Here is an 18732-nt window from a genome sequence, read left to right on the forward strand (position 1 = left end):
CGCTGACCAGCGCGAGTTCCACCAGGTCAGTCCACCCGGTCAGTCCACCCGGGCCACGGCGCCGTAGCCGAGCGAGTGGGCCGGGCTCAGGGTGGGGATGTCGGTGTCCGCGCGCGGGTGCCAGTCGGGCATCAGGGTGACTCCCGGTTCGACCAGGGTCATGCCCTCGAACAGGGCCTCGATGGACGCCTGGTCGCGGACGTACAGCTGTTCGATCACGCCCTTGTACGCCTCGACCATGGCGTGGATCTGGACCTTCGCCTCCGGGTCCGCCCGCTCGTCGGTCAGGTGCGTCAACGCGATGTAGCTACCGGACGCGCACGTGTCGCGGTACGCCTTCATCATCCCCAGGGGATCTTCGTGGTCGCCCACGAACACCATCACCCCGGTCATCAGGACGCCCAGCGGCCGGTCCAGGTCGAGCATGGACCGCACGTCGGGGTGGGCGAACAGCTCCTCCACCCGACGGGCGTCGGCGCCGACCATCACCGCGTTGGGGTTGTTCCGCAGGATCCGCGTGCCGAGTGCGGCGGCGACCGGCTCGTAGTCGACGTACACGACCTTCGCCGCGGGGTTGAGGGCCTGTGCGACCTCGTGCGTGTTGCCGGCGGTGGGCAGGCCGGAACCCAGGTCGATGAACTGGTCGATGCCCTGCCCGACCATGAACGCCACCGCGCGGCGCAGGAAGCCGCGGTTGAACCGGGCCAGCATCTCCATGCTGGGCAGCACCGACTTGATCCGGTCCGCGCGCTCGCGGTCCGCGGGCAGGTTGTAGGCGCCGCCCAGGTAGTAGTCGTAGATGCGGGAGATGTTGGGTGTCCCGGGATCCAGCTGGGCGGTCTCGGTATCTGACACGGTGCCGTCCTAAGGTGGGATGGGTGCTGGTCGCTGGCGCCTCCCCGACGAACTGCCATGCTGCCGCACGTCACGGCAAAGGCAAACGGTCGCATAATGGCGTTATTGGCAATCGGAATGAGATTGCGGCGTACGCCCGGTCAGTGCGACGACCTGGTCGATCAGCGGTGCGTCCGGCGGCGCCGGCGCCTCTGGGCCGAACAGGCCCATCCCCCTCCCGACGGGCGCGGTGCGCACGAGGTCGGCGCGGACGAACTCCAGCAGCTCGGCCTCCCACGCCGACGCCTCGCCCCACGCGGCGGCGTGGTCGAGCAGCCGGGCGGTCAGGTCGGCGGCCCAGTCGCCCGGGGTCAGGTCGACGTCGTCCCCGGCGGCGGCCGGCGGCGGCACCCGCTCCTCGCGCGCGGCGGCGGTCGTGGACGGGCCCCGGAACAGCAGGTGGTCGACGAGATTGCGGACGTCGAACCCGGCGCACGGCGTCGGCGCGCCCAGCTGGTCCGGCTCGATGTCGCGCACGAACTCCAGCGCGGTCGCCACGGCCCGGTCGATCAGGTGTTCACGGAACATGGCGGCCACCGCAGGAACGGGATGACCAGGGTCGACGCCCTGGCCCGCGACGTCGGCGGCAGCGTCCGCCGGTCGCAGCGGCTGTTCGCCGAGCACGTCGGCGTCGGCCCGAAGCGGGTGATCCGCCGCTACCGCCTGCGCGAGGTGGCCGAGCGGATGGAGGCGGGCGGCCGGATCGACCGGGCGGCGCCGGCGGCCGACCTCGGCTACGCCGACCAGCCCCACTTCGTCCGCGACTGCACCGCCGCGTTCGGCGAGACCTCCACCCGCTACGCCGAGCGCTACGCGTCCGCCGCACGTCACCCGTAGGGCTGATCGCCCTAGCGTCGCGACCCCCGTCGGTGCTCCGATCGACGGCACCCGCTGTCGACCGAGGTAGGGAGCGCGCCATGAACGACCTGGACGCCCAGCGTCCGTCGCCCCACCCCCAGCAGGAGCAGGAGGAGCCCGTGGAACGGCAGAACACCGAGGACCCGAAGCCGCTCACCGGCCTGGAGTGGCTGGTGCGCCAGGCCCAACGGCGCCGCCCGGCGGACCCGGCGCGCTAGTCCGACACCTCGCGCTAGTCCGACACCTCGCGCTGGAACGCCGCCCACAGCAGGTTCAACGGGTGGTCGGCCGGGAACTTCGCCCGCTCCTCCTTGCGGGCGAAGACCCCGACCAAGCGCTCCAGCTGCGGCTTCCGGTCGTTGGTCAGCTCGACCACCCGCAGGCCCGACCCCTCGCGCAGCTCGTTGTTCGCGGCCACCACGCCCAGCCCCGACGTGACGATCATGCAGCCCTCGACCAACCCCGACCGCAGCAGCGACATGCCGTACTGGATTTCGTCGATTTCTGCCGTTATGTCCAATTCGTTCTGGTAGTCCGGTCCGAACCAGCCGCGCAGGAATTCGGCGATCAGCCCGTCGCCGGGCACGACCAGCGGCAGCTTCGGCAACTCCCCGGTGCCGACGCTGGCGCCCAGCCTGCTCTCCGGCAGGTTCGTGAGCAGCGCCAACCCGCCCCGCCGCCACTCGATCACGTCGAACTCGTCGAACCCGGTGTCGCGACCGGCGGGCGTCACGACGCTCCCGCACACGATGTCGACCTCCTTGGACTCCAGGCTCGTCCAGATGTCCTTCGTGCGGATGTGCACGACCTTCAGCTCCACGTCCCGCCGGCGGAAGTCGTCCGCGACGTGGTGCCACGCCTTGGCCAGCGCGTCGAGCATGAACCGCGTCGTGCCGACGGTGAGCGTGGTGCCGAGCTTGCGCCGGCAATCGTGAATCGAATCCAGCCACTCGGTCAGCGTGGTGCGCGCCAATTCGACCAACGCCTCGCCGGTCGGCGTGATGAGCACGTCCCGGCCGCGTCCCTGCTTGACGACCAGCGGCTCGCCGCACAACGACTTGAAGTTGCGGTTCAGCGTGTCGATCTGCTTCTGCACGCTGGACTGCTCGCGTCCCAGCACCCGCGCCGCGCGCAGCGCCGACCGCGTCTCGTACACCGCGATCAACGTCCTGAGCTGGTCCAACGTGGTGTCCAGCAGCAGTGGTGAGGTGTGCAGGAGCCTGCTGAGCTGGTTGCCGGCGGGCAGCAGCAGTTGGGCCGAGGTCGACATGCAGGGCCTCTCGGGTCGGTGTGCGATGTCCTACCGATTAGTTGTACTGAACTTGACCGCAGTTCGTGGTGAAATTATCCGAAGATCTTGATGATTTCTCTGGACAGGTATACGCGATCCGTAAGAGACTTTCCCCGCAACCAGGTGCTTGTTCGCGTGGGAGCAATCACGGGGGGTATTGGGGGGTTGGGGGCCCGCCGGGCAGCAGCCCGGCGGGCCCCCACGTATTAACCTCACCCGCGTGACGGTTTCCACCTTGGACTGGGGCACGACCTACCGGATCACCGTGCTCGACCTCGGTCTGGCCTGCTGCGGCGTCGAGGTGATGGCCGCGCTCGGGGGTCACCGCCCGGAACACCTCGAAGCACTGGGGGTCGACCCGGTGCGCTCGGCGGGCGAGGCGCACGTGCTCGTCGTCTCCGGCACGGTCACCGATGCCATGCTGCCCGCCGTGATCGCGACCTACCAGGAGATGCCGGAACCGCGTTACGTGCTGTCCGTCGGCGCGTGCAGCAACACCGGCGGCCCGTACTGGGACTCCTACAGCGTCACCAAGGGCATCGACCAGGTGCTGCCGGTGCACGTCGCCGTGCCGGGCTGCCCGCCACGCCCCGAGGCGCTGCTGGACGGCCTCGCCGCGCTGCACCGGCTGGTCTCGTGAGCGCCGCGTCCGAACACCTCGCCGCCCGCGTCCCCGGCGCGCAGGTCAAGACCGCCTTCGGCCAGACGACCGCGCACGTGCCCGCGCACGCGTGGCTGGAGGCCGCCCGCCACGTCCGCGACGAGCTCGGCTGCGCGCAGTTCGACTGGCTCGGCGTCGAGGACGCCGGTCGGCCGGGCGCGGTCGGTCAGCGGCACGCCGTGCTGCTGCACGTGATCGACCCGGGCACCGGGGACGGCGTGCTGCTGCGCACCGAACTCGGCCCGGACGACGCGCTGCCGAGCGTGGCCGGGCTCTGGGCGGGCGCCGGGTGGCACGAGCGGGAGGCGGCGGAGATGTTCGGCATCGCCCTCGCCGACGGCGAGCCCGCCCGCCTGCTGCTCCCGGACAGCTTCAGCGGCCACCCGCTGCGCAAGGACTTCGTGCTCGCCTCCCGCGTGGTGCGCCCGTGGCCGGGGCGGCTCGAACCCGGCGAGGACGGCACGTCCGCGCCGAGCCGGAGGCGCGCCGCGCCGCCCGGCGTCCCCGACCCGTCGTGGGGTCCCAGGTACGAGGAGGACACCCGTGGCTGACCTGCCCCCGCGCACCCGCGGCGTCATCGCGCTGCTGGAGGCCAACTGCACGGTGTGCATGATCTGCGCCCGCGAGTGCCCCGACTGGTGCATCCACATCGACTCGCACACCGAGGTCGAGCAGCAGCCCGGCTCGGCCCGGCCGCGGGCGCGCAACGTGCTCGACCGGTTCGCCATCGACTACGGCCAGTGCCTGTACTGCGGCATCTGCGTCGAGGCGTGCCCGTTCGACGCCCTGCACTGGGCGCCGGACTTCTCCTACCCCGGCACGGGCGGCCCGGACGGCGACGGCGCGGTCGCCGAACTCGTCCAGGAGCGCGACGTGCTGGCCACCTGGGTCGCGCACGTGCCGCCACCGCCGCCGCTCGACGCGGCCGCCGAACCGGCGCCGGAGACCACCGCCACACGCCCGGGACGCCCTGGTACCGGAACTGCGCGCCGACCGGGCGCGTTGAGGGAGGGGACCTAGACGGCCGGAGGCGAGGCGACGTGCACAAGCACTACAACGCGTTGAAGACCGCGTTGCTGCTCGCCGGCCTGAGCGGGTTGATCGTGGCGACCAGCTCGCTGTTCGGCCGCACCGCCCTGCTCGTCGGCCTGGCGCTGGCGCTGGGCGTGAACGCCTACGCCTACTTCAACTCCGACCGGCTCGCGCTGCGCGCCATGCGCGCCCGACCGGTGTCCGAGGTGGAGCAGCCCGCGCTGTACCGGATCGTCCGCGAGCTGGCCATGACCGCCCGCCAACCCATGCCGCGGCTCTACCTCAGCCCCACGGTCGCGCCGAACGCGTTCGCGACCGGCCGCAACCCGCGCAACGCCGCCGTCTGCTGCACGACCGGCATCCTCGACCTGCTGGACGAGCGCGAGCTGCGCGCGGTGCTGGGGCACGAGCTGTCGCACGTCCACAACCGCGACATCCTCATCTCGTGCGTGGCGGGCGCGCTGGCCGGCGCGGTGAGCACGCTGGCGAACCTGGCCGTCTTCGCCGGCGTGTTCGGCGGCGACGGCGGCGAGGACCGGCCCAACCCGTTCGAGGTCCTGCTCGTCGCCGTGCTCGGCCCGATCGCGGCGGGCATCGTGCGGATGGCCGTCAGCCGGTCCCGGGAGTACCAGGCCGACGAGTCCGGCGCGGAGCTGACCGGCGACCCGCTGGCGCTGGCCTCGGCGCTGCGCAAGATCGACGACGGCACCCGGCTCGCGCCGCTGGCGCCCGAGCCCGCCGTGGTCGCGCAGTCGCACCTGATGATCGCCAGCCCGTTCCGGGCGGGGGAGAACCTGGCCAGGCTGTTCTCCACCCACCCGCCGATCGCGGACCGGGTGCGCCGGCTGGAGGAGCTGGCCCGCCGGTCCTAGCGGGCTTCCATCGCGACGCTCATCACGTACTGGCCGTAGCCGGACTTCGCCAGCTTCTCGCCCAGCGAGTAGCACTGCTCGGCGGTGATGAAGCCCATCCGCAGCGCGATCTCCTCCAGGCACGCGATGCGCACGCCCTGCCGGTGCTCCAGCACCTGCACGAACTGGCCCGCCTCCAGCATCGAGTCGTGCGTGCCGGTGTCCAGCCACGCGAACCCGCGCCCGAGGTCGACCAGGTCCGCCCGGCCCTCCCGCAGGTAGGTCAGGTTGACGTCGGTGATCTCCAGCTCGCCGCGCGGCGACGGCTTGAGCGACCTGGCGATGTCCACCACGGCGTTGTCGTAGAAGTACAGGCCGGTGATGGCCTTGTTCGACTTCGGCCGGGCGGGCTTCTCCTCGATGCTGATCAGCTTGCCGCTCGCGTCGACCTCGCCGACGCCGTACCGCTCCGGGTCCTTCACCGGGTAGCCGAACAGCACGCAGCCGTCCAGCCCGGTGGCGTTGCGCTGGAGCAGCCGGGAGAAGCCCTGGCCGTAGAAGATGTTGTCGCCGAGCACCAGCGACACGGCGTCGTCGCCGATGAAGTCCGCGCCGATGACGAACGCCTCGGCCAGCCCGTTCGGCTCGGCCTGCTCGGCGTAGGAGATCTCCAGGCCGAACTGCGAGCCGTCGCCGAGCAGCCTGCGGAACAGCGGCAGGTCGACCGGCGTCGAGATGAGCAGCACCTCGCGCACGCCCGCCAGCATCAGCACCGAGAGCGGGTAGTACACCATCGGCTTGTCGTAGACCGGCAGCAGCTGCTTCGACACCGCCTGGGTGATGGGGTGCAGCCGCGTGCCGCTGCCACCCGCCAGGATGATGCCCTTCACCGGTAGTTGGTGAACTGGAGGGCGATGCCGAAGTCGCTGCTCTTGAGCAGCGAGATCACGTCCTGCAGGTGGTCCTTCTTCTTGCCGGACACGCGCAGCTGGTCGCCCTGGATCTGCGCCTGGACGCCCTTGGGGCCCTCGTCGCGGACCTTCTTCGCGATCTCCTTGGCCTTCTCGCCGGAGATGCCCTGGACCACGTTGCCGGTCACCTTGAACACCTTGCCGGACAGGGCCGGGTCGCCGATCTCGAAGGCCTTCATCGAGATGCCGCGCTTGACCAGCTTCTCCTGGAAGACGTCGATCGCCGCCCGGCAGCGCTCCTCGGTCTCGGACTGGAAGGTGATCGCCTCCTCGCCCGCCCAGGACACCTGCGTCCCCGTGCCGCGGAAGTCGAACCGCGTGCTCAGCTCCTTGGCGGCCTGGTTGAGCGCGTTGTCGACCTCTTGGCGGTCGACCTTGCTCACCACGTCGAACGACGGGTCTGCCACGTGCTCGCTACCTCCGCTTAGGTGGGTCTGGAACCGCCCGGAAGCCTACCGGGGTTACCCGGTTGCGCAGGCCCCCACGGGCTTATGTATTGTCTCCACCGCACCCGGCACCACCGGGAGCGGGGCGGGTTGCCCGAGCGGCCAATGGGAGCGGACTGTAAATCCGTCGCGAAAGCTACAGAGGTTCGAATCCTCTACCCGCCACGCGAGCCAGAAGACCCCCGTGACCTGTGAGAACAGGTCACGGGGGTCTTCTCGTCTTGTCCGGCTGTGTCCGGCCGCAACCGGCGTTCTACGGGTGGCTGTGCCGAATACGTGCCGAAGTTGAGCTAGGCCGCTCCCAGCCCCGCTTGGACGAGCTGCCGGGCGCGCTCCTCTCCGCCGTCGAGGCACTTCGCGTAGACCCGCATGAGGACGTTGAGGCTGTGTCCGGCCCACTCGGCGACCCGTGGGGCCTCGACACCCAGGTTGAGCCACGTCGAGACGCAGGCGTGACGGAGGTCATAGGGCCGCTTGGCGAGCGGAGAGGCCACCACGTCGGGCGTGAAGACCGCTTCACGCGCCAGCGCCCACACCCGCCCGTAGGTGGAGCTGCCGATCCGGCCGCCGCGCTCGGCGACGAACAGCAGCCCGCCCGGCGCGGTGCCGAACCGGTCGAAGTGTTCGTAGAGCAGCACCGCCAGTTCGGGCGAGAGCGGCACCGTGCGGCCCTCACCGTCCTCCCGGTGCTTCAGCCCCCGTTCCTCGCTCCGCCGGCCGCTGTCGGTCCACTCAGCGCCGATCTCGGGGGCCGCCTTGGCCAGGTGGATGTCACCCCACTGAGTGACCCGCCAGCGGCCCGCCTGGTCGTCCCACACGCGCGGGGGCATGACCAGGTCACTGCGACGCACCACGGAGGCTTCCTCGGGGCGCAGGGCCGCGAAGTACATCAGCCCGAAGAACGCCACGAGCTTGCCGCCGGTCCGTCCGATGCCGCCCACGGCGTTGAGCAGCGTCCGGGCCTGGACGGGGTTGGCCACCGACCGCCGGTCGACCTGGTGGGCGACGTTCTTGCGCTTCTTCGTCGTCACCTCCTTCATCGGGTTCGCGGACAGCAGCTCCCTCTCCACTGCGTAGTTCAGCGCGTTCCCGAGCGTGATCCGGCGCAGCCGGATCGTGTCCGGCGCGGCGCGCGTGCCGTCCAACTTGCGTTCGACGTCGGCCAGCAGCGCCCGGAGCACGTCCGGTTTCGCCAGCTCGGCCACCGGCCGGGTGTTCTGCGACAGCCACGCCAGCGCCGCGGCTACCTCCGCCGGCTGCCGGGCGTCGCGGCGGCTGGTGTTGAACGCCACCCGCATAGCCCTGCGGAGAACAGCGCCGTCCGGCCTGCCCCGCGTGCCCGTGAGCAGCGCCGCGGTGATGGGCGTCAACGCGTCGGCAATCGTCCGGCGCTGCCCCGGCGACGAGTCGCGCCACTTCATGTCCACGAACGAGCACGCGAACGCGAACCACGACGACGTGGTGTTCGTCTTGCGCGTCAGCGACAGCGGAAGACCGCTCTCCCGGTCGAACGCCTCTCCCTCGCGAGCCGCGGTGTTGAGCTTGGATCGGAAGCTCTCCGCGAGAGCGGCGGTCTTGAACGGCTCTTTGAAGCGATTACCGGCCACTGACCAGCGAACCCAGTAGGTCGTGGTCTTGGTGCCCCGATAGACGTCGGTCTTGTAGAAGCGGACGTCGAAGCTCGTGTCGGTCACGCGGCCACCTCCTGGGCGTCGAACCACGTGTCGACGTCGCGCCGGTCGATCCGCAATTGCCCGTTCGGCAGCTTCCGGACCTTCGGGGCGGTGCCCTTGGCCAACCAGTCGTAGAAGGTCGAGCGCGCCACCTTGAACTCGGCGCAGAACTCGGCGACCGTCAGCAGCTCTCGTCGTGCCATGTCTAGTTCGCCCCCTCGTGCACGGCGGGCAGGTAGCGCGACCACGCGTCGGCGAGCCCGTTCTCCCCGGTGACCGTGTAGCCCTTGGCAGAAGCGCCGTTGTGCTTGAACGTCTTGACCCGCACGCCGTAGGTCCGCAGCTCGGCGGCCAACCCGTGCGCGTTGAGCGGCTTACCGTGGAAGTCGGACCACGGCGATTCGTCCAGCGCGTGGAGCGCCAGCAGGATTTCGGCAGTGCTCATCCGGTCGGTGCGCCGTTCGGAGAACAGCGTCCGCAGGTCGGCCAGCAACCGGATGCCGTCCGACACGGGGACCTTGGTGGCTTCCTCCACGAAGTAGCGGCACGCGGCCCGCGCGGTGTCCGGCCAGTGCCCGCCGGCCGCGTCGGCAATCGCCAGTAGTGGTTCCCAGATTTCGGCCGGTCGGTCGGTGACGCCCTCGGGCATCACCGGCGTGGCCGCGCCGACCTCCTCACCGACACCCGCCATCCACTCGGCGAGCGCTTCCCGGATCGGTGCCGACTCGATGGCCACCAGGCGTTCGCGGAATGCCTCCACCTGTTCGTCACGGCGTCGGCGACGGAGATTGACCGTGATGGCGCGGGTGGTGATGGTGGCGGGCATCCCGCCGGCGATCCCGGCGAGCGCGGCCGGGGCGTAGACGGCGAACCGCTCCACCACCATGTTGTTCGCGTCGCCCTTGCACCGGGCGACGGTGGCGGACCGCTTGTACCCGGCGTTGAGCAGCGCGCGGAGGTCCTCGTTGCCGCTGCCGTTCTTGGCGAAGATGGCGTCGACCTCGTCGAACAGGATCGTGATCGGCGCGTAGCTGACCATGCGGAACAGCGCGGCCGGACTCGCCGAGAACGTCATCTCCGGCGACTTGACCAGGTACTGACCGACCTCCAAAACGCGGGTCTTGCCCGATCCGGGTTCGGCGGAGGACAGCACGAGCCGCGGCGTGACGTAGAAGTGCTCCACCGCCCACGTGTGGGCGTACCAGAGCGCCAGCATCGGGGCGCAGTGCTCGTGCGGGAACGCCGAGAAGCGGGCCAGGAACTCCCGGACGTCGTCCAGCACCCGCGCGCCGTCGAGCTGCCGACCGGCGCCCTCAGTCGAGTCGGTGGGCAGCAGCCGCAGCCCCGGCCGGTCGGCCTCGCCGTGGTGCGTCACCGTCGTGCCGGTGGCGGTGCTCATGCCGTGCCCCTTCCGGGCCTGGTGCTCGACGGTCTCCCAGGTGACGAGCGGCGGCCCTGGGGCGGTGGTGTGCGCTTCGTCGGTCACGCGGCCACCGCCAACGCCGTGGTGCCGTCGTGACGGGCGCAGCGCACCCATGACATGTCCGGCAGGCGCGCGGCCAGCTCGTCGGCCAGCGGGTGGACGAACCGCACGGTGATGCCGCAGCCGGGGTGTCCACACGGGAGGTCGCTGACGAGCTTCCGCTTGGCGGACAGGCAGAACGGCAGGTGTCCGACGATGTGCGCGAGCCGGTCCGGTGCGGTGACGGTGTCCCGGACCCGCTCGCGGTAACCCACCTGGGCGTCGGCCCAGTCCGCGGCCACCTGCCGAGCGATGGCGTGCGCCGTGGACTCCTCCAGCCGCGCCAGCGCGGCCAGCACCACGGCGGCGGGCTTGCGCGGGTCGGAGTCGGCCAGCGCGACCCACTCCGGGCTACCGGCGCGCGGGATGAGGCTGTGCGGGCCGGTGAGCGGGCGGCGCGGTGCGGCGGCGTAGGCGCGGCGCAGCAGCGGGTCGGCCCACCGGCGCACGGCATCGACGTCGAACTCCGGCGCGCGGTTCCACGGGCGCACGGCGTCCGGGTCGCAGAACGGGCGTCGGGCGCGGGTGCTCATGACCAGGCTCCTCGGGGCGGTGTTCGAGTGGTGGGCGTCCGGGACGTGGTGCGTGGTCACGTGCGCCTCGCCTTGTCGGCGGCCTTGCACGTCGGGCACCACTTGAGGTCGGTGAACCAGGTCCAGACGGCTTCGGGCTTCTCGACGCGGAGGCCGCACGCGGCGGTGGAGCTGCCGTCCCACCAGGAGTGCCGGACTTCAAGGTGGATCAGGTTGTCGTCGCTCATGACAACCCCTTCTGTCACTGTGCGTGACGATGTGTGGGTGCGTGGGGTCGACACGACAACCGGGAGGCGTTGTCGCGTCGGACGCGCGAGCGGTGGCGGGCGGAGTTAGGTCACCGGAACCGAGTTAGGTTCCTAACTCGCGGTGCCCGCTGGCGTGATCATGTGCGTGAGCTGGAGTTAGTTAGCCGGTGAGCCGGGTTAGGTCCCGCCGTGGAAGCCCTGGTCAAGGGCCGTTCCGAGGGCTGTGGAGCGAAGTGCGGGACCTAACCCGGTGCCGGTGGCGCTAGTCCTCGTCGTCCAGGTCGCGGGTGGCGCGCTTGGCCAGCGCTTCACGCACCGTGACCGGATCGACCGGGTAGCGGTTGCCGGTCGAGGGCACCTTGACGCCCTCGGCGGCCAGCAGCTCCCGCAGTTGCTTGCCAGTGAGCTTGCGGTACGGGCTCCAGTCGGGCGCGTGCTTGGCCAGCAGCGCGGGCACGTCGGCCGCGGGCACGGTGTCGTGGCCCAGCACCTCGGACACGTCCTCCAGCAGGTCGCGGGGAGCCGGCGGCGCGGCGCGCTCCGGGGTGCCGGTGACCACGGCCGGGTGGACCTTGGTCATGGCACGCTCGATGACCTCGGTGGCCGCGTCCCACCCGGTGTCGTCGTTGACCTGGATGAAGAACCACTTCAGCACCTCGAACCGCTCGGCGGTCGCGCCGGTGAGGATCGACGTGCCCCGGTCCTTGCCCGGACGCAGCTCGGTCGCGCGGATACCGGCCTGGAACGACCCGTCGCCCAGGAAGCCGTCGTTGGAGCGCCACGACTTCACCGCGAAGCACGCGTTGAGCTGCACCAGCTCCACGATCTTCGGCGGGATGGCGTCGGCCCGCGACGACTGGGTGTCGAAGCCCAGGATGATGCCGGTCTTGCGGGCACGGCGCAGGGTCTGCACCGCCAGTTCCGCGGCTTCCTCGCCCTGGGCGCTGCCGAACAGCTCGTGGCACTCGCTGAACAGCGCCACGATCGGCCGCAGGTCCGGGTGCTTCTCGGCGAGCCCGCGCGTGACCTTCTTCGCGCCCAGCTCGGCCAACCGCGCCTCACGACGCCCTACCTCGTTGTACAGCTCCCGCAGCGACTCCACCGCCGAGTCCACCACGGCGGCATCGGTGCCGCGCTCGTAGCGGGCCAGACGGGGCCGGTAGGCGTCGAAGTCGCCGTTGCCCGCGAACACGAACACCCACAGCTCGGCGAGCGGGTCCAGGGCCGCGCCGAGCATGAGCACGCGGGCGGCGTTGGACTTGCCCTGCCCCATCATCCCGCCGAACACGACGTTCGCCGAGACCAGCGCGGGCGCGACGACGTCCCCGCGCTGGGAGACGCCCAGCGGCACGCCGGTGAACACGTCGGCCGTGCCGGCGGACAGCAGCGGGTAGGGCGGCGCGGCCTTGGTGGACAGACCGGGGTCGGCCACCCACAGGTCCACGAACCCGGCGCGCTCGGCGGCGTTGGGCCACACTTCCATCGGGTCGCGGTGCAGGTTGCGGGCCAACACGTCGCGCTTGTCGCTGATCATGTCCGGGGTCACGCCGAGCGGCAGGGAGAACGTGGCCTGGTAGCCGCGCTGGTTGACCCGCACCGGCGGGGTGGCGAACTCCACCGTCCACCCCGACTTGATGGCCTTGTTCAGCGCCGGGATGCCCAGGTGCACCAGGGCCTCACCGATGCCGCCGGGGGTGACCACGCGGTGGGTCTCCTCCCGCTGGGTCGGCGACATGGCCCATGCGGGCACGTCGGCGGCGGACGAACCGGCGCGGTGCGCGGCCAGCAGCCACACCGCCGGCACACCGAGGATGGCGGCCTGGACGCCGAGCATGACCACGGTGCCCAGCACGTCGCCGGTGGCGGTGACGAAGCCCCACCACTCCGACCAGGTCCAGCCACCGGCCCACAGGTGCACGGCCACCCCGACCATGAGCAGCACCGCGAACAGCACGATCACGGCCAGCAGCACCGTGCGCACCAACGCCAGCACCGTCCGGGGAGCGCCGGTGATCCGGTCGCGCCGGTCGGCCTTGGCCTGCCGCAACCGGTCCTGCCACTCGGCGATGCCGGCCGCGTCACCCTGCGCCCGTGCCGCCGCGATGCGCTCGCGGTAGTGGGCGTACGTCGCGGCCTGCACCGCGTGCGTCAGCCACTGCTCGTGCCCGCGGTACACCCGGTACCCGGCGCGCAGCGCGGCCTTGCCGAGCGTCGTCGTCGCGGCGCGCACCACGTCGGCGCGCGTCCGCTCGTCGCCCTCGGCGGTCCGCCGGTTGGCCAGCTCGGCTTCCCGCTCGGCGGTCAGCAGCTCACCGGCCACCGCCGTGTCCGTCTCCACGGCCGCAGCGGGCAGCGCGGCGCGGGTGGACTCGGCGCGGCGCAGCGGCACCACGTTGGTCATGTCGTCGGCGGAGTTGGGGGCGCTCATGCGGACACCGCCTGACGGGGGTCGTCGTCACCGGGGTCGGTGTCGGTCGGGAACAGCACGCGGTGCACCTCCACCGCGACCGCGCCCCGGATGCGCAGGAACTTGCGCACCTGGGTCTGCGACGGACGCGCCGGGAGCTGCTGGGCGTCGATCGCGGCACGAACCTTCGCCACGTACCCAGCGACCTTGTCCGTGATCTCCGCCGGAGCCGTTTCCGCACTACCGGCCGTGTTCCGGGCGTTCCGCTCGACGGACGGTCGGGGCGCGGGCAGGGCGGTCAGGTATTCGCTGATCTCGGCGGCCAGGTCGTCGCCGAGCACGTCGTCGGAGTCGGGAACGGGCAGACCGGGAACGGTGGCGGGCACCAGCCGGGCGCGGCCGAACCGGCGCCGGTAGGCCACCAGGCCGGGACGGTGCACGAGCGTGGCGGTGCCGTCCGCGGCAAGCTCGGCCACCGCCTGGTCCAGCGCCGCGCGGCGCACCGCCAGCACCCGGCGAGCCGCCTGCCGTTCGAGCCGCTGGGCGTCCCGCTCAGCGCGGCTCCGACGCTTGCCGGCCGGGGACGCGGTGACGAGCTGGTGGACGACGACGCCACCGACCGACACCAACGCCATGACGATGCCGTGCGCGACGGTCGAGCCGTGCACGTAGTTCAGGACCGCGGCCACCGCGGCGAACACCCACGTGCCCAGGTGCAGCCACCCGGTCGAACGGCCCGCGCGCTGCGCCATCGGCACGGCGAACGCGAACGTCCACATCGCGCCCTCGGAGAACAGCGGCAGCAGCGTCCCGACCGGCCCGAACACCTCCTGGCCGTAGGCGGCCATCGCAGTCCAGGCCAGCACCGCCGGGACCACGATCACCGGCACGAACAGCAGGTCGAGGGTGTGGCCACGCAGCCACGCAGTCAGCGCCGCCCACAGTGCGGCACGGCGGGCACGAGCGGCGTTCTTCCGGGTCTCCGCGAACTTGGCGGCAGCCTCTCGGTCGGCGCGACGCTGCTCGAACAACAACGCCTGGTCCGCACGACGCTGTTCGGCAGCGGCTACTCGGTCGGCTCGGCGGTTCTCGGCGTAGGTGCTCATCGAGTCGCCTCCTGACGGCACAGGTACAGCGGGGAACGTGAGAAGGAATGGTTGCGGCGCGTGCCGGCGGCATGGCGGAGCAGCACCGTCAGCGCGATGGCGGGCACACCGACCGCGACCAGGACGGCCGTCGTGCTCTCGGTCTGGGTGATCACGGCCCACTGCGCCAGGCCGATCAGCCCGGCGGTCGCGAACAGCTTCCAGAATGTGATCACTGCGGCCAGGGCGAGCACAGCGACCAGCAGCAGCACGGGCGGGGGCACGGTCATGCCGCCACCTGCCCGCACAGCAGCGGGGTGGCCGTGACTGCGGCCTGTCCCAGGACCATGCAGCGCAGGTCGATGTCCTGGGGGATGACCGGCACCTGTCCCAGCAGGGCCGCGCCGACCGCCGCCAGGAACACCCGGTTGCAGGCGTCGCTGCCCTTCTTGTACTGCGGGCCCTGGTAGAGCAGGTAGGCGGCGGTCCACCATGCCGACCAGTCGCCGGGCTCGGCGGACGCGAGCACCATCATGGCCTCGCGGAACGCTGCCCGGCGGGGCTTGGGACTGGCGGTGACCGCGTAGAGCAGGTCTCCGGTGGTCTCGACCTCGGCGACACCGCGCCGCTCAGCCAACCGCGCGGCCAACCTGACGGCCAGGTCGCGGGCAGCCTCGCCGCGGACCAGCATGTTGCCCTGAATCCGGCGGCCGGTAATCGGCAACCAGACGTCGTTGATCAGCGTGTCGGCGGAGTGCGGGCGCTCCATCGCGAACCGCCGCTGCACTGCGTGCCCGTAGGCGGCCACGATCCGACTGGCCGGGGTCTCGTCACCGCCGGTCCACCGACCGGTGGCGGCGTCCCAGCGGGCACCGGCACGCAGCCGGCCCACCTCGCCCACCCGGTCGCAGTTCGGCCCGTCCTGGTCGATCGTCACTGAGTACCGCGACACCGCGGGACGGCCGGTGGCGTCGTAGCGGGCGTCGGCGGCGGAGGCGGCCAGCGCCTGCCGCCACAGCACCACCGCGTCGTAGGCCGCGGTGAGGATGTCGACCCGACCGGCGGTGGGCACGAGGACCAGGCCGGGGGCGAGGTGGGTGTGCACCCGCCGCGCCGCACGGGCCTGCTCCCCGGCGAACGCCCGCACCTGCGCGTCGTCGGCGGTGCCGCGCAGCGCCAGGTGCGGCGTGGGGAAGTTCGCCGCGGTGATCTCGGGAAAGGGAAGGGCGCTCATCGGGCACCGCCGGCGGGGCGCAGCACGCGACCGGACGCGGCCAGGTCGTCCCAGGTACGGCCACGCTGCGAGGACGGGGCCGACCCGTCGGCGCACATGACCGGGATGACCAGGCCGAACGGGGTCGGCTGGTCGAAGAGGTCGCCGGTGGCGACGTCCACGAGGTCGCGCTGGTGGGTGTTGTTCGACATGCTTGGGGTTCCTGTCTCGCGAAAATGCGGGATGAGGTGACGAGCCGGACCGGCGGCGTCTTCTTGGCGGGAGTGGCCGCCGGTCCGGACGAACTGGTGATTGCTCAGCGGGTGCGGCCGCAACGGCAGCTCGGGCAGATGCACGACCTCTGTGGCTCGGCGAGCTTGTGGCCGCACCGCGTGCACCAATCCATCGTGATCCGCTCGGGCGAGGACGAGTTCGTGTTCATCGGGTGCCTCACAAGGGGAGTCCGGTGGTGTGTCAGTAGGAGCCGGTGAGCGTGGCGATCGCGCCGCAGTTGTGGGTGGTGGTGGCGACGGCCGTGCCGGACTCGCCGAGCACGGTGGTCACCGTGGCCACGCCGGTCAGCGCGTCACCGCATGGGCAGGTGCCGGTGACTTCGACGTCTCGGGTGAACTTGCCGAAGCTGCCGCCGGTTGACGCGGCGGTCTTGGAGCTGCCGAACCAGCGCATCACGCCGCCTCCGTCCGGGCCGCGCTCACGACCGAGCCGTGCACGCGGAGAACCCGCACGATGCCGCCGAGCCTGCGTTCCGTGGTCCGCCGCACGGCGCGCTTGTGCATCGGACCGTTCACGAGCGCCAACATGGCCGCAGCCAGCTCCGCCGACTCGTTGGCCAGCTCGTCGGCAACGTCCCTGATCAGCGCGTCGATCGTGTCTTCCGTCAGTCCGTCTGGGCTGAACTGGTCGAGGTACATCGGGCTTCCTCCTGTGTGGGCGTCGCCACAGCGCGACAGGAAGGAAGCTAACAGTTGAATGGTAAGCAGGTCAACTGTTAGGTCCATCTGGTCCGGATGTACCCTCTCTACCTGCGCAAACGTTAAGCGGACCACTGTTAGGTCGCTGGTATGCTGCCGTTCTAAGTCAACCGATCCGGAGGTGCCATGCCTGGCCAGAGCCCACGCGTCGCGCGGGGCGAGTCCCTGCATCACCAAGTGGCGCGGAACATCCGGAACCAGATAGCGGCTGGCCTGCTCCGCGACGGTCAGCCACTGCCGTCCACGCGCGAGCTGGCTCAGCAGTGGGGCGTCAGCGTCTTCACGATCAACGAAGCCATGAAGGTTCTCGCCAGCGAGAACGTCATCACCAGCAAGCCGCGGGCAGGCCGGGTCGTCAACGCACCGGACCAGGCCGGGCAGACCGAGGTGCGGACGACCGCTCCTCATGTCCTGCTGGTCGGCGGGTACGCGGGGAGCGGCAAGACCGAGCTGGGGCGCGTGCTGGCACGTGAGACCGGGTGGCCGATGCTCGACAAGGACACGCTGACACGCCCGGTTGTCGAGGCGGCTCTTGAGATCCTCGGGTGCTCGCCACACGATCGAGAGTCGGCGGAGTACCTGTCCCGTATCCGGCCGCGTGAGTACGAAGCGCTCATCAACGCGTTGACGGAGAACGTCCAGTGCGGCAACAGTGCCATCGTGACAGCGCCGTTCATCAAGGAGTTCAAAGACCTGGCTTGGCTGAACCGGATCGAAGCGACCTGCCGTGAGGCGGGCGCAAAAGTGTCCGTTGTGTGGGTCTACTGCGACGCGGACACCATGCATACCTACATCCGGCATCGTGGAGCAGCGCGCGATGCGGCCAAGTTGAGCAACTGGACGGATTACCTGTCAGCAATCGACGTAGACTTTCGTCCGCCAGTTGAGCACTCCGTTATCGACAACAGTGCATCAGGTGCGCCGCTACAGGATCAAGCGCGTGAGTTGGTCAAGGCCTTGACCGGCAGTGCTTAACCCGAAGTAGCTTGCTCAAGTGGACCGACGCGCTGTAGTGGGAGAGACGATGCGAGTGCTCGTCAGCAACGAACCTGACGACGAAGTGGGTGTGGAGAAGCTGTCGGGCCTGGACAGCATCGAGGTATGCACTTATGACCCGGGCGTCTCCGAGTTGACGGACAGGCAGCGCGAATCCGAGATTCTGATGCCCCCGTACCGGAGCAGCCACCGTCCGATCCCGCTGCTCGAACAGTTGCCGAACCTGCGTATGGTCCAACTCCTGTCGGCAGGAGTGGATGAATGGGCTGATCATGTTCCGGCGCACGTGACTCTCTCAAGTGCCCGTGGTGCTCACGCTGGCCCGGTGTCCGAGTGGGTTCTTTCGGCAATCCTCACGCAGTTGCGCCAATGGCCGGCTCTTGTGAGATTCCAAGACGCGGGGGAGTGGGCGCACCGTCGATTCCAGGCGGACACGCTCGACGGCAAACGCGTCCTTATCGTGGGTGCTGGACATATCGGCCTTGCGGTGTCCAAGCGCCTCGCGGCGTTCAACGCGATATCAACCCTCGTGGCCAGCGCTGCGCGTGAGGGCGTTCACGCTGCCTCCGAACTTCCGAGCCTGATCAAAGGTCACGACATCGTCGTCATTACCGCGCCTTTGACCGATGCGACGCGCGGACTGGTGAACGATGCCTTCCTGTCGGCGATGGATGATGGCGCGCTATTGGTGAACGTCGCGCGTGGCCAAATCGTGGATACCGACGCCTTGGTCACCGAACTCCGAGACGGCAGACTGCGTGCTGCCCTGGACGTCACAGATCCGGAGCCGCTGCCGACAGGTCATCCACTGTGGACCTGCCCAGGGCTCATCATTAGCCCTCACTCCGCACGTACGGTTCCGGGTACAAACAGCCTGTGCTACTCGGTCGCTGTGGAGCAGATTCAGACCTTGGCGGCCGGTGGTGTGCCTTCCAACGCCGTGACGCGATGACGCTGGCGCGAGACGGACTTCGGGTGCCCAGCTCGCGCCGTCTCTAGGATCGGTAACCTCGGTAACTTAGGTAACCGTGCAGGTCAGAGACTTGCCTAGGAGTAACC

At 70.4% G+C, this 18732-nt stretch carries 25 protein-coding genes and 1 tRNA gene; 9 read left to right on the forward strand and 17 right to left on the reverse strand.

Annotated features, from left to right (window positions below):
• Positions 1 to 39: 39 nt before the first annotated feature.
• Both AB0F89_RS09735 and AB0F89_RS09740 read right to left on the reverse strand, forming a co-directional pair.
• Positions 40 to 855, reverse strand: a complete 816-nt coding sequence (locus AB0F89_RS09735) for an SAM-dependent methyltransferase (protein WP_367134707.1) — start codon at positions 853 to 855, stop codon at positions 40 to 42.
• A 102-nt stretch (positions 856 to 957) separates the two neighbouring features.
• Complete coding sequence (locus AB0F89_RS09740; RefSeq protein WP_367134709.1) at positions 958 to 1422, reverse strand: maleylpyruvate isomerase N-terminal domain-containing protein; 465 nt, start codon at positions 1420 to 1422, stop codon at positions 958 to 960.
• A gap of 21 nt (positions 1423 to 1443) precedes the next feature.
• On the opposite strand from AB0F89_RS09740, the gene AB0F89_RS09745 reads away from it, so the two are divergent.
• Together AB0F89_RS09745 and AB0F89_RS09750 are read left to right on the forward strand one after the other, a co-directional pair.
• Complete coding sequence (locus tag AB0F89_RS09745; protein WP_367134711.1) at positions 1444 to 1731, forward strand: helix-turn-helix domain-containing protein; 288 nt, start codon at positions 1444 to 1446, stop codon at positions 1729 to 1731.
• A gap of 80 nt (positions 1732 to 1811) precedes the next feature.
• Positions 1812 to 1970, forward strand: coding sequence for a hypothetical protein (locus AB0F89_RS09750; RefSeq protein WP_367134713.1), 159 nt, complete (start codon positions 1812 to 1814; stop codon positions 1968 to 1970).
• Between the two features lie 14 nt (positions 1971 to 1984).
• Here the strand turns inward: AB0F89_RS09750 and AB0F89_RS09755 are convergent, their stop codons facing one another.
• Positions 1985 to 3022: a LysR family transcriptional regulator gene (locus tag AB0F89_RS09755; RefSeq protein WP_367134715.1), complete on the reverse strand. Its 1038-nt coding sequence runs from the start codon at positions 3020 to 3022 to the stop codon at positions 1985 to 1987.
• A 241-nt stretch (positions 3023 to 3263) separates the two neighbouring features.
• Between AB0F89_RS09755 and AB0F89_RS09760 the strand changes: the two genes are divergently transcribed.
• The 4 genes from AB0F89_RS09760 to htpX are packed head-to-tail and all read left to right on the forward strand — an operon-like array spanning position 3264 to position 5608.
• On the forward strand, positions 3264 to 3683 hold the full coding sequence (locus tag AB0F89_RS09760) for an NADH-quinone oxidoreductase subunit B (RefSeq protein ID WP_367134717.1): 420 nt from the start codon (positions 3264 to 3266) through the stop codon (positions 3681 to 3683).
• Positions 3680 to 4255 (forward strand): NADH-quinone oxidoreductase subunit C, encoded by a 576-nt coding sequence (locus AB0F89_RS09765; RefSeq protein WP_367134719.1) that lies wholly within the window; start codon positions 3680 to 3682, stop codon positions 4253 to 4255. Before AB0F89_RS09760 ends, AB0F89_RS09765 begins: the two co-directional genes overlap by 4 nt.
• The gene (locus AB0F89_RS09770) at positions 4248 to 4724 is read left to right on the forward strand and encodes a 4Fe-4S binding protein (protein WP_367134721.1); all 477 of its coding nucleotides are present in this window, start codon (positions 4248 to 4250) and stop codon (positions 4722 to 4724) included. Before AB0F89_RS09765 ends, AB0F89_RS09770 begins: the two co-directional genes overlap by 8 nt.
• A 20-nt stretch (positions 4725 to 4744) precedes the next feature.
• Positions 4745 to 5608: a zinc metalloprotease HtpX gene (htpX, locus tag AB0F89_RS09775; RefSeq protein ID WP_367134723.1), complete on the forward strand. Its 864-nt coding sequence runs from the start codon at positions 4745 to 4747 to the stop codon at positions 5606 to 5608.
• On the opposite strand, the gene rfbA is transcribed toward htpX, so the two are convergent.
• A complete protein-coding gene (gene rfbA / locus AB0F89_RS09780) occupies positions 5605 to 6477 on the reverse strand; it encodes a glucose-1-phosphate thymidylyltransferase RfbA (RefSeq protein WP_367134725.1) in 873 nt (290 codons plus the stop codon). The two genes, htpX and rfbA, sit on opposite strands and share 4 nt — an antisense overlap.
• Complete coding sequence (locus tag AB0F89_RS09785; protein WP_367134727.1) at positions 6474 to 6965, reverse strand: YajQ family cyclic di-GMP-binding protein; 492 nt, start codon at positions 6963 to 6965, stop codon at positions 6474 to 6476. The genes rfbA and AB0F89_RS09785 overlap by 4 nt, the downstream gene beginning before the upstream one ends.
• A 123-nt stretch (positions 6966 to 7088) precedes the next feature.
• On the opposite strand from AB0F89_RS09785, the gene AB0F89_RS09790 reads away from it, so the two are divergent.
• Positions 7089 to 7169: transfer RNA gene (locus AB0F89_RS09790), tRNA-Tyr, on the forward strand.
• 125 nt (positions 7170 to 7294) lie between these two features.
• Here AB0F89_RS09790 and AB0F89_RS09795 read toward each other — a convergent pair.
• The 12 genes from AB0F89_RS09795 to AB0F89_RS09850 form a co-directional block, all read right to left on the reverse strand.
• Positions 7295 to 8698, reverse strand: a complete 1404-nt coding sequence (locus AB0F89_RS09795) for a tyrosine-type recombinase/integrase (protein WP_367134729.1) — start codon at positions 8696 to 8698, stop codon at positions 7295 to 7297.
• Entirely contained in the window at positions 8695 to 8880 is a 186-nt protein-coding gene (locus AB0F89_RS09800; RefSeq protein ID WP_367134731.1) for a helix-turn-helix transcriptional regulator, read from the reverse strand. The genes AB0F89_RS09795 and AB0F89_RS09800 overlap by 4 nt, the downstream gene beginning before the upstream one ends.
• Before the next feature lie 2 nt (positions 8881 to 8882).
• Entirely contained in the window at positions 8883 to 10163 is a 1281-nt protein-coding gene (locus AB0F89_RS09805; RefSeq protein ID WP_367134733.1) for a DUF3631 domain-containing protein, read from the reverse strand.
• Positions 10160 to 10732: a DUF2742 domain-containing protein gene (locus AB0F89_RS09810; protein WP_367134735.1), complete on the reverse strand. Its 573-nt coding sequence runs from the start codon at positions 10730 to 10732 to the stop codon at positions 10160 to 10162. The genes AB0F89_RS09805 and AB0F89_RS09810 overlap by 4 nt, the downstream gene beginning before the upstream one ends.
• A 56-nt stretch (positions 10733 to 10788) precedes the next feature.
• Entirely contained in the window at positions 10789 to 10959 is a 171-nt protein-coding gene (locus AB0F89_RS09815) for a hypothetical protein (RefSeq protein WP_367134737.1), read from the reverse strand.
• A gap of 283 nt (positions 10960 to 11242) precedes the next feature.
• A complete protein-coding gene (locus AB0F89_RS09820) occupies positions 11243 to 13408 on the reverse strand; it encodes an FtsK/SpoIIIE domain-containing protein (protein ID WP_367134739.1) in 2166 nt (721 codons plus the stop codon).
• Complete coding sequence (locus tag AB0F89_RS09825; RefSeq protein ID WP_367134741.1) at positions 13405 to 14493, reverse strand: DUF2637 domain-containing protein; 1089 nt, start codon at positions 14491 to 14493, stop codon at positions 13405 to 13407. The genes AB0F89_RS09820 and AB0F89_RS09825 overlap by 4 nt, the downstream gene beginning before the upstream one ends.
• Positions 14490 to 14762: a hypothetical protein gene (locus AB0F89_RS09830; RefSeq protein WP_367134743.1), complete on the reverse strand. Its 273-nt coding sequence runs from the start codon at positions 14760 to 14762 to the stop codon at positions 14490 to 14492. The genes AB0F89_RS09825 and AB0F89_RS09830 overlap by 4 nt, the downstream gene beginning before the upstream one ends.
• Entirely contained in the window at positions 14759 to 15706 is a 948-nt protein-coding gene (locus AB0F89_RS09835; protein ID WP_367134745.1) for a hypothetical protein, read from the reverse strand. Before AB0F89_RS09835 ends, AB0F89_RS09830 begins: the two co-directional genes overlap by 4 nt.
• Positions 15703 to 15897, reverse strand: a complete 195-nt coding sequence (locus AB0F89_RS09840) for a hypothetical protein (RefSeq protein WP_367134747.1) — start codon at positions 15895 to 15897, stop codon at positions 15703 to 15705. The genes AB0F89_RS09835 and AB0F89_RS09840 overlap by 4 nt, the downstream gene beginning before the upstream one ends.
• A gap of 262 nt (positions 15898 to 16159) precedes the next feature.
• A complete protein-coding gene (locus AB0F89_RS09845; protein ID WP_367134749.1) occupies positions 16160 to 16375 on the reverse strand; it encodes a hypothetical protein in 216 nt (71 codons plus the stop codon).
• Entirely contained in the window at positions 16372 to 16617 is a 246-nt protein-coding gene (locus tag AB0F89_RS09850) for a hypothetical protein (RefSeq protein WP_367134751.1), read from the reverse strand. The genes AB0F89_RS09845 and AB0F89_RS09850 overlap by 4 nt, the downstream gene beginning before the upstream one ends.
• Positions 16618 to 16854: 237 nt before the next feature.
• On the opposite strand from AB0F89_RS09850, the gene AB0F89_RS09855 reads away from it, so the two are divergent.
• Both AB0F89_RS09855 and AB0F89_RS09860 read left to right on the forward strand, forming a co-directional pair.
• Positions 16855 to 17652 carry a GntR family transcriptional regulator gene (locus tag AB0F89_RS09855; protein ID WP_367134753.1) on the forward strand — a complete coding sequence of 266 codons (798 nt, stop codon included), beginning with the start codon at positions 16855 to 16857 and terminating at the stop codon, positions 17650 to 17652.
• A 49-nt stretch (positions 17653 to 17701) separates the two neighbouring features.
• Positions 17702 to 18625 (forward strand): NAD(P)-dependent oxidoreductase, encoded by a 924-nt coding sequence (locus AB0F89_RS09860; protein ID WP_367134755.1) that lies wholly within the window; start codon positions 17702 to 17704, stop codon positions 18623 to 18625.
• Positions 18626 to 18732: the final 107 nt, after the last annotated feature.

Source organism: Saccharothrix sp. HUAS TT1, assembly GCF_040744945.1.
Lineage (GTDB): Bacteria > Actinomycetota > Actinomycetes > Mycobacteriales > Pseudonocardiaceae > Actinosynnema.

Bases quoted from the DNA above. Each gene is read 5' to 3' on its own strand.
- AB0F89_RS09740 (WP_367134709.1), bottom strand. From the start codon at position 1,422: ATGTTCCGTGAACACCTGATCGACCGGGCCGTGGCGACCGCGCTGGAG.
- AB0F89_RS09745 (WP_367134711.1), top strand. From the start codon at position 1,444: ATGACCAGGGTCGACGCCCTGGCCCGCGACGTCGGCGGCAGCGTCCGC.
- AB0F89_RS09750 (WP_367134713.1), top strand. From the start codon at position 1,812: ATGAACGACCTGGACGCCCAGCGTCCGTCGCCCCACCCCCAGCAGGAG.
- AB0F89_RS09755 (WP_367134715.1), bottom strand. From the start codon at position 3,022: ATGTCGACCTCGGCCCAACTGCTGCTGCCCGCCGGCAACCAGCTCAGC.
- AB0F89_RS09800 (WP_367134731.1), bottom strand. From the start codon at position 8,880: ATGGCACGACGAGAGCTGCTGACGGTCGCCGAGTTCTGCGCCGAGTTC.
- AB0F89_RS09810 (WP_367134735.1), bottom strand. From the start codon at position 10,732: ATGAGCACCCGCGCCCGACGCCCGTTCTGCGACCCGGACGCCGTGCGC.
- AB0F89_RS09815 (WP_367134737.1), bottom strand. From the start codon at position 10,959: ATGAGCGACGACAACCTGATCCACCTTGAAGTCCGGCACTCCTGGTGG.
- AB0F89_RS09820 (WP_367134739.1), bottom strand. From the start codon at position 13,408: ATGAGCGCCCCCAACTCCGCCGACGACATGACCAACGTGGTGCCGCTG.
- AB0F89_RS09825 (WP_367134741.1), bottom strand. From the start codon at position 14,493: ATGAGCACCTACGCCGAGAACCGCCGAGCCGACCGAGTAGCCGCTGCC.
- AB0F89_RS09830 (WP_367134743.1), bottom strand. From the start codon at position 14,762: ATGACCGTGCCCCCGCCCGTGCTGCTGCTGGTCGCTGTGCTCGCCCTG.
- AB0F89_RS09835 (WP_367134745.1), bottom strand. From the start codon at position 15,706: ATGAGCGCCCTTCCCTTTCCCGAGATCACCGCGGCGAACTTCCCCACG.
- AB0F89_RS09840 (WP_367134747.1), bottom strand. From the start codon at position 15,897: ATGTCGAACAACACCCACCAGCGCGACCTCGTGGACGTCGCCACCGGC.
- AB0F89_RS09850 (WP_367134751.1), bottom strand. From the start codon at position 16,617: ATGTACCTCGACCAGTTCAGCCCAGACGGACTGACGGAAGACACGATC.
- AB0F89_RS09860 (WP_367134755.1), top strand. From the start codon at position 17,702: ATGCGAGTGCTCGTCAGCAACGAACCTGACGACGAAGTGGGTGTGGAG.